This window comes from Anabaena sp. FACHB-595 (genome assembly GCF_048568275.1).
In the GTDB taxonomy this organism is placed as follows: Bacteria; Cyanobacteriota; Cyanobacteriia; order Cyanobacteriales; family Nostocaceae; genus Trichormus.
Genome location: NZ_CP183473.1, coordinates 2,453,343 through 2,465,735, shown reverse-complemented (window position 1 = coordinate 2,465,735; position 12,393 = coordinate 2,453,343). Strand labels below are relative to the sequence as shown.

The 12,393-nt window shown below is 41.4% G+C and carries 11 protein-coding genes; 6 read left to right on the top strand and 5 right to left on the bottom strand.

Annotation, left to right across the window (positions count from 1 at the left end):
• Window positions 1-57 precede the first annotated feature (57 nt).
• Window positions 58-531: a hypothetical protein gene (locus tag ACN222_RS10245; protein WP_044522911.1), complete on the bottom strand. Its 474-nt coding sequence runs from the start codon at window positions 529-531 to the stop codon at window positions 58-60.
• 167 nt (window positions 532-698) lie between these two features.
• Here ACN222_RS10245 and ACN222_RS10240 point away from each other — a divergent pair, with 167 nt between their 5' ends.
• Both ACN222_RS10240 and ACN222_RS10235 read left to right on the top strand, forming a co-directional pair.
• Window positions 699-1,292: a hypothetical protein gene (locus ACN222_RS10240; RefSeq protein ID WP_010996220.1), complete on the top strand. Its 594-nt coding sequence runs from the start codon at window positions 699-701 to the stop codon at window positions 1,290-1,292.
• 70 nt (window positions 1,293-1,362) lie between these two features.
• On the top strand, window positions 1,363-2,358 hold the full coding sequence (locus tag ACN222_RS10235) for an alpha/beta fold hydrolase (RefSeq protein WP_237087556.1): 996 nt from the start codon (window positions 1,363-1,365) through the stop codon (window positions 2,356-2,358).
• A gap of 9 nt (window positions 2,359-2,367) precedes the next feature.
• Here the strand turns inward: ACN222_RS10235 and ACN222_RS10230 are convergent, their stop codons facing one another.
• On the bottom strand, window positions 2,368-3,237 hold the full coding sequence (locus ACN222_RS10230) for a shikimate dehydrogenase (protein ID WP_010996218.1): 870 nt from the start codon (window positions 3,235-3,237) through the stop codon (window positions 2,368-2,370).
• Window positions 3,238-3,367: 130 nt separating this feature from the next.
• Here ACN222_RS10230 and ACN222_RS10225 point away from each other — a divergent pair, with 130 nt between their 5' ends.
• Complete coding sequence (locus tag ACN222_RS10225; RefSeq protein WP_010996217.1) at window positions 3,368-4,306, top strand: alpha/beta fold hydrolase; 939 nt, start codon at window positions 3,368-3,370, stop codon at window positions 4,304-4,306.
• Between the two features lie 249 nt (window positions 4,307-4,555).
• On the opposite strand, the gene ACN222_RS10220 is transcribed toward ACN222_RS10225, so the two are convergent.
• Together ACN222_RS10220 and ACN222_RS10215 are read right to left on the bottom strand one after the other, a co-directional pair.
• Complete coding sequence (locus ACN222_RS10220; protein ID WP_010996216.1) at window positions 4,556-5,269, bottom strand: hypothetical protein; 714 nt, start codon at window positions 5,267-5,269, stop codon at window positions 4,556-4,558.
• 895 nt (window positions 5,270-6,164) lie between these two features.
• Entirely contained in the window at window positions 6,165-7,124 is a 960-nt protein-coding gene (locus ACN222_RS10215; protein WP_010996215.1) for an aldo/keto reductase, read from the bottom strand.
• 180 nt (window positions 7,125-7,304) lie between these two features.
• Between ACN222_RS10215 and ACN222_RS10210 the strand changes: the two genes are divergently transcribed.
• Window positions 7,305-7,892: a DUF1802 family protein gene (locus ACN222_RS10210; RefSeq protein ID WP_231865526.1), complete on the top strand. Its 588-nt coding sequence runs from the start codon at window positions 7,305-7,307 to the stop codon at window positions 7,890-7,892.
• A 407-nt stretch (window positions 7,893-8,299) separates the two neighbouring features.
• On the top strand, window positions 8,300-8,563 hold the full coding sequence (locus ACN222_RS10205) for a hypothetical protein (RefSeq protein ID WP_044522904.1): 264 nt from the start codon (window positions 8,300-8,302) through the stop codon (window positions 8,561-8,563).
• Window positions 8,564-8,566: 3 nt separating this feature from the next.
• Here ACN222_RS10205 and ggt read toward each other — a convergent pair whose 3' ends face one another.
• Window positions 8,567-10,360 (bottom strand): gamma-glutamyltransferase, encoded by a 1,794-nt coding sequence (gene ggt, locus ACN222_RS10200; RefSeq protein WP_044521200.1) that lies wholly within the window; start codon window positions 10,358-10,360, stop codon window positions 8,567-8,569.
• A gap of 376 nt (window positions 10,361-10,736) precedes the next feature.
• On the opposite strand from ggt, the gene ACN222_RS10195 reads away from it, so the two are divergent.
• Window positions 10,737-12,374 carry an alpha/beta hydrolase gene (locus tag ACN222_RS10195; protein ID WP_010996211.1) on the top strand — a complete coding sequence of 546 codons (1,638 nt, stop codon included), beginning with the start codon at window positions 10,737-10,739 and terminating at the stop codon, window positions 12,372-12,374.
• The last annotated feature ends 19 nt before the right edge of the window (window positions 12,375-12,393 follow it).

The window sequence follows — 12,393 nt, the reverse complement described above, 5'->3', positions numbered from 1 at the left end:
CATAAACTTGTAGAGACGTAAGGTAAACAAGTCTCTACAAGTCTCTTCATTTCCAACTTACTTGCGGACTTGTGCGCTAAACCCAGACGCTTTGAACTGCTTCAGCTTGAGAGGTAAAGGCTGATTTGCAGGTACGGTAATTCTCAATTCAAAATCACTGGTTCCTGGTGGAACTTCAGCAATAGAACCCAGACGGGTACGGTTTTGTAATATCGGGTCGTTGTTAGCATCATAAATGCGCCCGTAGATATCTGCATCATAGACTGTCTTATAAGTACCATTTTCCGCTTTGCCGGTGACAATAAAGCAATTAGCGGATGTACTGCTGTTAGTAGCTACAGTCCCCTGTGCTAGTTCTGCTGGACACTCCTGATAAGACAAATCAGATAATTTAATTTGAGTCAACGCTATAGCAGATGGAGTCCATACCCAGGAAATCAACACCACCAGACAGGAAATAACGACGGTCGTGATGAGTTTAGCTAAAGGCTGAAAGTTGAATATTAGTGTCGTACTGTTTTTCTTTTTCATATCTGTATAAGGTAGCAAGGAAACATACATAAACTTTATAACGGGGACTGGTGACTGCGGACTGAGAATTGGGGGAGAATAACACAACTAACCACTGACAACCGACTAATGAATTTTATTTACTTTTGTAATAATTATTAGATTAGACCCTTGATCGCAATTCAGTTATGACTCCAGATGAGATTGCTACGGTATTGCAAACAGCTTTTCATCGTTGTGATGCAGCTAGCTGTCCTCTCAGTGCTAGGCAGAAGGAGATTTTATTGCAACTTGTGGAGGAAATTCAAAGGCAATCTTTTTCTGGTGGGTCAGATACTCCTAATCCTTTAGATGAACTCACCCCAGAAGAATTAGAAACATTTTTAGCTTTCGTTAAGACAGAAGAAGAACAAGACCGCACTTGGAAGGTGCAGTTACTCAACGACTGGCTGCATAACCAAGACTCAGGAAATGTGCAGTTTGTGAGAGAACGGTATGGGTTGCAGTGGCTAAACCGTGTTGAGTCACATCATTTTGACAAATATGCTTATTTTGAGGATGCACTAAAACTTAGAATAGGCGATCGCATTGAAGTTTCCAATGCCCTCTGGGAATGGGTGCAAGATGATGGCCCTTGCAAACGAGAATGGTTTGGTGCGATCGTAATTCAACTAGACGATGCTTCTACTAATTGCGTCGTGCGCTTCTACAACGGCGCTGAGTACGAAATTCCAGGTGTATATGAGTGGAATCGTTATAACTGGCGCTGGCCGAAGAGGTAGAAGGGGATAATGCAGGGAAAATAGGAAAGAAGAAGCACAAATCAACCTTATACTCGATGCAGGTTGATTGATGAGCGTTGCCCATATGTCGTCCCCTATCGAAATTATTTTAATATTAGCTACAACTTTTTATCAGGCGATCGCTATCTTAATAGAAAATCGACAGTCGCCACCAGGAAAACTGATTGATGTGGGTGGATATCGCTTACACCTCTACACGGCGGGACATTCTAGACCCACTGTGGTTTTAGAACACAGTTTAGGTGGAATTGAAGGTTATTTACTTGTGGAAGAAATAGCCAAACTGACACGAGTTTGCATATATGATCGGGCTGGATATGGTTGGAGTGATAATAGTCCTCATCCACGGACGAGTAGGCAAATTGTCGCAGAGTTAGACTTTCTCCTCACAATAGCAGGAATTGAGCCACCATATATTTTAGTAGGCAATTCTTTTGGTAGTTATAATGTGCGCTTGTATGCTCACTATTTCCCAGATAAAGTACTAGGAATAGTACTTACTGATGGACTCCATGAAACGGGAATGCTGAAAATGTCCATCTATTTACAGGCTTTAAAACTATTTTTTGTTTCTGGCTTTTTTATGTCTATTTTAGCCTCAATTCTGGGCATTATCAGATTACTCAATGTGATTGGCACATTTGAGATTATCAAACGAGAATTAATTAAATTTCCTCCAGCAGTACTCAACCCCATTAAGCGTTCTTTTTGCCGTCCCAAACACTGGATTACCATGATTAGAGAACTCTTAAATCTGGATAAAAGCAGCCGTCAACTTCACTTAACTAGGCAATTTAGGGGATTACCCATAGTTAGCATCAAAGCGAATACTTTTTTCCATCCTTCCCTTTGGACTATCCTGTTACCTATGAAAGCAGCTAATCATTTACGGGAGCAAATGCACAAGCAAATAATCAATTTATCCACAGATTGTGTACAAATTAATGCTGAAAAAAGCGGACATTTTGTTTGGATTGATCAACCAGAATTAATCATCAATGCTATTCAGATTATTTTAAACAAGCTTGATGGTGCAGATAATTAATTGGTAATCTCACTTTAGACCTAAGTGCTTAATTAAAGCTTGACGCATGACATCTACAGGAATATCGTCCTGCTGCAACCAAATTTTTAAAGCAGCTACACCTTGCTGAACTAACATTTCTAAGCCGTCGATAATAATTGCGCCTTGTTGTTGGGCTTTTTGGAGAAATTGCGTTGGTTTGGGAATATATATCAAATCATAGGCAATAGTACCAGTTTGTAAATTCACCAGTTCCTCTGCACTCAAAGGCGACTCATCAACCTGCGGATACATCCCTATCGGGGTTGTGTTCACCAGTAAGTTAGCTTGAGGGATGAGCTTTGCTAGATAATCCCAGGTATGCACTTGTAAATTCTCAGCAATGGGGGAATTTTCCCAACTGTGGCGAAATTCTTCTAAGCGTTGCACATTGCGCCCCACCACATGAATTTCCGCAAAACCCAGTTGATAACAACCAGCAACAACAGCTCTCGCAGCGCCACCATTACCTAAAATTACGGCGATTTGCTGACTCCAATCTCGTTTATATGTTGTCTGCAAAGGGGCAATAAACCCTTCTATATCTGTGTTTGTCCCCACCCATTGATTATTTTGACGGGTGACAGTATTTACCGCGCCTATAGCTTGAGCAACTGGGCTAATTTCGGAAAGCAGGGGGATGATTGCTTGTTTGTGAGGAATGGTCACACTAAAACCAACAACACCAATAGTAGCCAAAAGAGCGATCGCTGCTTCTAAATTATCTGGTGCTATAGGAAAAGGCAGATATACATAATCTAATCCTAATTGAGCGATCGCTGCATTGTGCATCACTGGTGAGAGCGAATGTTCCACCGGATGTCCAATTACCCCTAATAGTTTAGTTTTGCCTGTAATCATTGTTTTTAATCATTAGTCAGTTGTCAGAGACGCGATTAATCGCGTCTGTACAGTTGTCTTTTCCCTGCTTCCCCTACTCCCCATTCCTAGCTCTACAATTATTAAAAGCTACTTAACATTTCTTTGTAATATGCAGATAACTACAGCCCCTTCTACAACTCCAATTCCTGGGCAATATTGGCAGTGGCGAGGGCATAAGATTTACTACGTTCGTGCGGGGGAAAAGCAACCGCAGCGCCCACCTTTGTTATTGGTGCATGGCTTTGGTGCTTCTACAGACCACTGGCGTAAGAATATCACAGGACTGTGTGATGATTTTGAAGTATTTGCGATCGACCTTTTGGGGTTTGGGCGTTCCGCTAAACCTAAATTACAATATGGCGGCGACTTGTGGCGTGACCAACTCCATGATTTTATCAGTGAAGTCATTGGTCAAAAAGCAGTATTAGCAGGTAATTCCCTTGGTGGCTATGCTTGCTTGTGTGTTGCTGCTCAACTTCCTGAGAGCGCAGCTGGTGTAGTTTTACTCAATAGCGCTGGGCCATTTAGTGAAACTCAAGCCACACCAGAACCAGAGGCTTTACAATCACAAATTCAGCCCCCCAAACAATCCTCACCTTTACAAAAAAGATTTGGTAATAGTGTTAAGTGGATTTTTCGACAACCTTTAGCCCAATTTTTATTATTTCAATACGTGCGCCAAGGTTGGGTCATTCGTCGAACTTTAGAAAAGGTATATCTTGATAAAAGTGCAATTACAAACCAATTAGTTGAAGAAATTGCTCGTCCTGCTTACGATGTTGGTGCGCTGGATGTATTTGTCTCAGTTTTTAGCAGTCCTCAAGGAGAAAAAGTTGATGTGCTATTAAAGCAATTAACTTGTCCTTTATTAATGTTATGGGGTGAAGCTGATCCTTGGATGAATGCTAGAGAACGTTCTCAAAAGTTTCGCTTATATTATCCAGAACTCACTGAACATTTTCTTAGGGCTGGTCATTGTCCTCATGATGAAGTACCCAATCAAGTAAACCCACTTTTACAAGAATGGGTTTTGTCAATTGCTCGATGAATCAAGGGTTTGTACCAAGGTTGGGACGGTCTACTACTTCCCTCAATATACAAGGTTGGGTTAAGCAAAGCGCAACCCAACATTGACCTCGAAAACTCAACATAGATTCCTGGTGTTGGGTTTCCTTACGTCAAACGCCACTCGCCCCAAGCCGGGAGACCCGTCCAAGGCGGTGGCTTCCCAGCCTACAATTGTTTGCTCTTGTGTGTTGCATCATTTTAGTCGTGTCAGTCCACGACATAAGATTTATTATTTCATAAGAGATTTAATTTCTTGCTCTATTTGTCCACTAATAATTTCTTGACCCATGCTAGGTTGGGCAAGATTAACCTTCACGAAATTTATCTGATCTGCTGCCGAGAATTTATTATCTTTATTAGAATCTTTGATAATCTTGATAAAGATTTCCTTCCGTCCCGGTACAACTGCCCAATTAATAATTTTAGAATTGTTAGGTGTTACTTGTTGCAGATTCTTTCCCGACAAATCAGACATATAACCAATTACAGCATCTTCTTGATTGAATTTATTATCTTTATTCGTATCTTGATCAATAATTTGATAAAGCCAAACTCTTGTAGATGGCTGACCAGTTGTTTTTATTTCTACTAAATCAAAAGCCTGGATAATTGATTTCTTATTTAATAAAAGGTGACTTGCACCGTCTTCTTTACGATAAAAGATGAAGTTATGGAGTAACACATTATATCCTTTAGAAGAACGAGAATAATCGAAACTAGCTTCTTTTTCTATATCCCTACCTGTGGAATTAACTGGAATCATCAAATAATCTGTCGGCTCTTTAATAACTAAGTCGCCATAGATAATTTGAGGTTGTGTTTGTTGCTGTCCAACAGCCTGTGCTGATTCTGTTCTTTGGGAAATATTAGTGTTGCAAGATAAAGAAAGACTTGCTACGAATATTGGGGCTACAACATTCTTTAAAAAATTATTTTTTTTCATTACCTGTTCCTATCAGAAAATATTTCCATCTTATTATATGTGTTGCCAAAAATTAACCAGATTTATCAGTCTTACTCTGTCGAGTTAGTTTTTATGGTCTTTCGTAAGGTAACACCAAAAAATAAATTATTCCAAATTGACGGTTGTTAGGGTGCGTCAGTAGGAATAATTTCTTGGTACCACTAGGCTTTCTCACACTGACGCACTCTACATTTTGGATATTTTTTATCGGTAAGTTACTAAGCACTTATATCAAAATTCAACTTTTCCAGGTGAACAAAAAAATAGCCCACGAATGTGGGCTTGTCTGTACTATTTAAAGTGCATAAAATACCCCAAACAAAGTACTTTGGTTGCTTGAGTACCTGTCTTAAACTGGTAGTTTTACCCCAGTCTTTTTACTAGGCTTTCAAGCGTAAATTATGACACTCCTTGCATTATGTATAATACTTTATCATCTCTTTATGTTGAAAAGCATTAAAATATTGAAAAACCTGGTGCAGGTTGACCAGGTTTTCCAAAATTCACAGATTTCAAAATTGTTAAATTTAATAAGGAAACAGTTGAGAAATTTTACAACTAGGGTGGACATAAAAATTAGCAAATTCAGCATTCTTTGTTTTTCCGCTTTGGGATTTGGTTTTGCCTGCTTCGGGCTTTTTACCACATCACATAAAATATGCTGGGATTTGCTTGGGCTGATGACGGGAGACACCGAGTCATTACCCATTAAGTTTGGTTTTTGGTGTCTTGATATTTAAGTTAGCACCTAGTTAATTATGATCAAGTGTTAGTTTACTAAAGTTGATATTTTGTAGATTTTTGCAATAAAATCTTAAAGCTTTGATCCCCAACTATCTTTTGTGGATAATTGGGGTGATATTTAAGAAATCTTTTACCAATTCCACATCACAGGACTATCATCATGATGGTCGGTAACAATACGACCGATCGCATCAATTTCGCTAATTTCGTCAGTAGAGAGTTGAATATTGGCAGCTTGGGCATTATCTTTCGCTTGTTCAGGATAACGCGCACCGGCGATCGCATTCGTTTGGGGTTGGGCAATTAACCAAGCCAGTGCTAACTGCGCCAAAGTAGCGTTATGGCGTTCGGCGATGGGGCGCAGTTTATCTAAAGCTTGTTGGGCGCGTTCAAAATTTTCGCCTTGAAACAGTTTATTTTTAGCTCGGTTATCGGCTGGATCAAATTCCTGTCCGCGAGTAAATTTCCCTGTCAACAATCCCTGAGCTAAGGGCGAATAGGCCAAGATAGAAATATGATTTTCCACACAGTAGGGTGCTGCATCCTTTTCTACTTGTCGCCAAAATAGAGAATAGGGAGGCTGTAAGCTGTCAATTCTGCCATATTGTGAGGCTTCTGCTAATTGGGTGCGGGAAAAGTTAGAAACACCAATGGCGCGAATTTTTCCCTGCTCTTTCAGGTAGTTCAGGGCGTTCATGGTTTCCTCAATTGGTACTATCGCACTATTGAAAGCACCAGCAGGCCAATGAATTTGATACAAGTCTATGTAATCAGTCTGGAGATTTTTCAGGGAGCGATCGCAAGCTTCAATCACTTGATCATACTTGAGATGGTTGGCGAAAACTTTTGTTGCATATTCCACTTGGCCACGCACATCAGACAAAGCCTCAGCCACAATCTGTTCAGAATGTCCTTCGCCATAAACTTCGGCTGTGTCAATGGTGGTAATTCCTGCCTCAAAAGCCGCCCGAATGGTTTTAATCGAGTCAGCATCTTCAATTCCCACCCACATTTTCTTCCCGGCTTGCCAAGTTCCCATGAGAATGGGTGAGATTTTGACATCAGATGTGCCTAATGTTCGCTTTTCCATAAAAGTTCTCTAAATTCACTTCCCTGGATAGTTTCATACTTTAACGGTCTTTGCTTCAAATTAAATCAGAGTTACAGTAAATGCCGATGCTAATAGAATTCAAAATGCAAAATACCCTTTGCTACGCAACGCTACCGCGAAGGCTTCTCCAACATTGTCTTTAATTTTGAATTTTGAATTTTGAATTTTGAATTGGAGCGAAGCGACTTGACTACAACGGTGCATACCCTCAAAGAATGGGCAGTGGCGATAAATGCCTTAGAAGGCGGCAAAACAATCATGTTACTGCGGAAAGGCGGTATTCATGAAAACAAGGGACGCTTCCAAGTAGCTCATGAACAGGTTCTGCTCTATCCCACCTATGAACATCAACAGCCTTCCTTACTCAAGACTGAATATGCAGGTCTTGTACAGCCAGTAACATCTGGTTGGCATCCAGAAACGGTGAGGATAGGAAGTTGGGCGCAAATTACCGATATTCTGCCAATCAGTGATGAGGTAAGCGTCAACGCTTTATTACCTTTCCATATTTGGAACGAGAATTTTATTAGCGATCGCCTAAAATGGAAACCACAACAGCCAATATTTATTCTCCTCCTGCGGACTTACAAACTACCCCAAGAGCAGGAAATTCCCTACCGTGCAGAATATGGCGGCTGCAAATCATGGATTGATATCACCTCACCCATACAACTACAAGATTCTCAGCCAGTTTTGTCTGACTCTGACTATGGGCAGATTGTAGAAGAAATTCGGGCGATCGTGTAGTCATGGGTAATTGGTCATTATTCCTTCCCCATTACCCCTTCATCCCCACAGGGAACTCACCTTTTCTATTCCCTAGTCGCACCGTCAAAACTCTTTTTTTGAAATAAAACTTTAAATATTTTCTAAAAAAGTAACTCTTGATACATACGCTTATGAAAACCGCATATACCATTGAAAAAATCTTAATCCTAGATTAAAGGCAGGTATGAAGCTTCTTCGGCTTTTTTCCCTAATTAGCTGATGATAAGCAATCTAAATATCTCATATTTATTTACGTAATTGTACGATTTTAGATTGTACATAAGTTGACATACCCTAAGAACACTCAAATTATCCCACAAGGGTGATGTAACCGTTGACAAAATTCTGTCAATATGCAATATGCACTTAATGCAAAGGAGTCTGCCATGTATCGACAAATGTGCTGGATATCTAAGACTAGCGGAGATGGGGACAAGATTTTATATCTGCAAACTGCTCCCAGCCAGCCCTGGCGACCATACACAGCTTTTCCCCAATATTCAGTACCAGATTATCAGATTCCAGGTGGCTCAAAAGGTTGGGCAACCTATCAGAAGTTACTAAAAGCAGGCTGGACATTAGTTCCCAGCGCCCGTGCCAACGAATTTGGTAGCAGTGTTCATGCAGAGTCTATGGTTAATGGACAGTAGTCATTAGTCATTAGTTATTAGTTTCATATCTCCTCTGGGAGAACCTTCGCCGCGTGGGTCGGCTGCGCCTTCTAAGTCGCCTTCTTTGGTGACAACGATCGCATTAATATTACCCCAAGGATTAGTTTCTTTGATGTTATGTCCGCGTCGGCGTAAGTCTTGTAGGGTAAGCGCGTCTAATCCCCAAGTTTCTACTCGTAATTCATCGGGTAGCCACTGGTGATGTATGCGTGGGACAGATACGGCTGCACCAACATTCATATTGTATTCTAAAACATTGAGAATAATTTGCAAAACTTGAGTAATGATGGTGCTACCACCAGGCGCACCTACTACCATACGGAGGCGTTCGTTCTCGGTGATGATAGTTGGTGTCATACTCGATAAGGGAGTTTTGCGGGGTGAAATCGCATTGGCTTCGCTGCCTACTAACCCAAATACATTGGGAACCCCTGGCGCAGCAGCAAAATCGTCCATTTCATCGTTGAGCAAAATACCAGTCCCCGATGCAACCACTCCAGAACCAAAACCATAATTAACGGTAAAAGTGAGGCTGACTGCATTACGTTCTTCATCGACGACATTTATATGGCTGGTTTCGGGAGATTCATAGCGATTTGCATATATTCTCTGGGGAATCTCTGCTTTCTCCAATTGTTGTAAAATTTCTGGGGCAATGGGTTTGACTTGGGTTGAGGGTGTGGCTCTGTGTAAATCAATTTCTGCACGACGCTTTTTGCCGTAGGCTGGACTAATCAGTGCTTGTAGAGGAATTTTGACAAAATCGGGGTCGCCTAAATATTGTGAGCGATCGCTGTAGGTAATTTTCATTGCTTCTGTGAATAAATGCAACGCATCGGGATGATGCCAACCCCAGGATTTTAAATCTGTGTCACCAATAATATTTAACATCTGCAATAGCAACACACCGCCTGATGAAGGTGGTGGCATTGAGCAGATTTTAGCTTGACGGAAATTGCCACAGACAGGATTACGCCAGATGGGTTTGTAGGCTTTCAGGTCTGCTAAGGTAATTAAACCGCCATTTTTCGCCATATCAGCCGCGATCGCACGGGCAATATTACCAGTGTAAAAGCTTTGGGGATTTTGGGCGATCGCTTCCAAAGTACCTGCCAAATCACGCTGCACCAACTTTTCCCCAGGCTGATAAAATTCACCGTTGCGAGTGAAGATTTCCCGTGCTGCTTGGTTGCTGAGAATTGCTTGTTTGCGGGTTTCATAAACTTGGATTGATCGCCAAGTGGGTTTTTGATCAAGAACAAAACCATCTTTCGCTAGTGCGATCGCAGGTTTTACCACCTCATGCCAGGGTAATTTACCATAACGACGATGCACTTCATACATCCCGGCGATCGTTCCTGGTGTAGCTACCGCCAAATAACCGTTGACACTTGCATTTGGACGCACCTTACCTGCATCATCCAAATACATCTTTCTCGTGGCTTTGAGGGGTGCGCGTTCCCGAAAATCTAACGCTTTGATTTCTCCTGTTTTCTGGGAACGCATCAGCAAAAATCCCCCGCCACCAATTCCGGCAGAAAATGGCTCAACTACGGAAATTGCCAAAGTTGTGGCTACTGCTGCATCGACTGCATTACCACCTTTGCGTAACATTGCCACACCAGTCTCACTTGCCAAAGGATGGGCAGATACTACCATACCTTTTTTACTACGCAGAGGTAAGGTAATAGTGGCTGAGGCTAGTTGGGTGTAACAAAGAACCCCAAGGGAAAAAACTGTACATACAACCCGCTTTGACTTAGTAAACATAGGCATTTTTATACTTTTTCCAGGGAAAGAGGACAGAAACACTATGGGTATAATTGATTAGGTTCAGGTACTTGTTTACTAGCCTACATCTAGCAATGGCATAAATGACATCATCTGAGATCAGGGAACACCAAAAAATAAATTATCCGAAATTGATGGTTTAGTAGGGTGCGTCAGTGGGATAAAACCTAGCTATACTCATAAATTATTCATACTGACGCACCCTACATTTCGATAATTTTTTATCTAGCAGTCTCTTATGTTGTGCAACCTAGTTTTACTATCTTCTATTCCCGATTGCCTGCGATTTTTTGTAGATTATAGTAGCTAAATACACTGATATTCGCTATATTCCCGTAAGTACTATATTAAAAATATTCTTATGAGAATCACTTGGAAAAGTATAAAAATTTTTGCAGGTCTTGTCTGCACATTTAGCCTCACACAGTTTTTTGCTACAAATACTCCTGTCCAAGCAGCTGAGACAGTCGTAGTGAGATTTGGGTTATTTGCCGAATCTATTCCTGTGGCTGACTTACAGAAAGCGGCGGAGACTGGCGAATTTCCTAGCAGTTTAAACCTATTCACAAGACGATTATCAGAACAACAGCGCCGCACTATCATTGGAGCGCTGAGGATGAGAGTACCGTTGAATGTGGTAACCATCAGTAGGTTACTAAATACTCAAATTGGGACAACTATTCTCAATGACTTATCCACGGCCGTAGTTCGCAAAGATCAATCTGGTGCAAAAGCTTTAAGAGCTAGTTTGGTGTTGGGTTCTACTGCACCACAGGGTCTTTCTATTCTCAGCTTTATTGCTGCTTACCCCAGTCAGAGCCTAGAAATTAACCTACCCCAAGCTTTCCAAGTGGCGGGGAGTTTAAACAATGCTTTCTGGCGTACACAACAATTTATGCTGGCGATTAGTCCTCAACTTGATCCCACCAAACCGCAGATTTCCTTACCTTTTGACCCTAGCCAACCAGGAAACGCCCAAGTACAAGTACTGAAATTGAACTTGAACGATCAAAAACGCGATCGCCAAATTCCGGTGGATATATACTGGTCAACATCTGCAACTCAAGAAAAACCTGTAATTATCTACTCCCACGGGATGGGATCAGTCCGCACAGATTTACACTATTTAGCTGAACATTTTGCCTCCCACGGTTATATATTCGTCGCCTTAGAACATCCGGGAAGTAATCAGGCAAATACAGATTTAGCAAGCAAAGGCAAAGTGCGACTTTTACAACCCCAAGAGTTTTTAAATCGTCCTCAAGATGTCAGTTTTGTTTTAGATGTATTAGAAAAACTCAACCAAGCAACAGGTAATCCCCTACAAGGGAAACTGGCAACTGATAACACGATGGTGATTGGCTATTCTTTTGGCGGGGGTACAGCTTTATCCTTGGCTGGAGCCGAGTTACAAATAACCGGAATCAGAGAACGCTGTCAGAATAAATTAACTATTTTAAGCCTGGGAGAAACTATCCAATGTGTTGCTCAAGAATTGCCAGAAAAAACTTATCAACTGCGGGATAACAGAATTAAACAAGCAATAGCTTTAACTCCCACGACTTCATTAATGTTTGGCGAAACTGGTTTAACAAAGGTGCAAATCCCGACTTTAATTGTCGCTGCTTCCGCAGATAAAACTACTCCCGCTTTAACCGAACAAATTGTGGGATTTAGCAAAATTCCATCTCCGAAATGGTTGGTGGGAATCATTGGCGGTACACATTTGAGTGTGAAAGACCCCAGTGCCACATTAGATCAGGTAGACAAACCCAATACACCCCTAACTGGTGGTGAAATAGTCGGAGAACAGGCTACCGATGTTCGCCAATTTGTCAAGGCGATCGCTCTAGCAATGGCGGCACAACTCACGCCAGAAGCCGAAAAATATGCGGTCTTCCTCACCCCAGATTACGCTCAGTTGGCTTCAACCCAGTCATTTCCTTTTCGCATAGTTACAGAAATCCCCCCACAAGCTATTCCCATAGGTAAACAATAGTAAAGACGCGATTAATCGC

Coding starts and splice junctions, on each gene's coding strand:
- ACN222_RS10245 (WP_044522911.1), bottom strand. CDS start 531: ATGAAAAAGAAAAACAGTACGACACTAATATTCAACTTTCAGCCTTTA.
- ACN222_RS10240 (WP_010996220.1), top strand. CDS start 699: ATGACTCCAGATGAGATTGCTACGGTATTGCAAACAGCTTTTCATCGT.
- ACN222_RS10235 (WP_237087556.1), top strand. CDS start 1,363: ATGAGCGTTGCCCATATGTCGTCCCCTATCGAAATTATTTTAATATTA.
- ACN222_RS10230 (WP_010996218.1), bottom strand. CDS start 3,237: ATGATTACAGGCAAAACTAAACTATTAGGGGTAATTGGACATCCGGTG.
- ACN222_RS10225 (WP_010996217.1), top strand. CDS start 3,368: ATGCAGATAACTACAGCCCCTTCTACAACTCCAATTCCTGGGCAATAT.
- ACN222_RS10220 (WP_010996216.1), bottom strand. CDS start 5,269: ATGAAAAAAAATAATTTTTTAAAGAATGTTGTAGCCCCAATATTCGTA.
- ACN222_RS10215 (WP_010996215.1), bottom strand. CDS start 7,124: ATGGAAAAGCGAACATTAGGCACATCTGATGTCAAAATCTCACCCATT.
- ACN222_RS10205 (WP_044522904.1), top strand. CDS start 8,300: ATGTATCGACAAATGTGCTGGATATCTAAGACTAGCGGAGATGGGGAC.
- ggt (WP_044521200.1), bottom strand. CDS start 10,360: ATGCCTATGTTTACTAAGTCAAAGCGGGTTGTATGTACAGTTTTTTCC.
- ACN222_RS10195 (WP_010996211.1), top strand. CDS start 10,737: ATGAGAATCACTTGGAAAAGTATAAAAATTTTTGCAGGTCTTGTCTGC.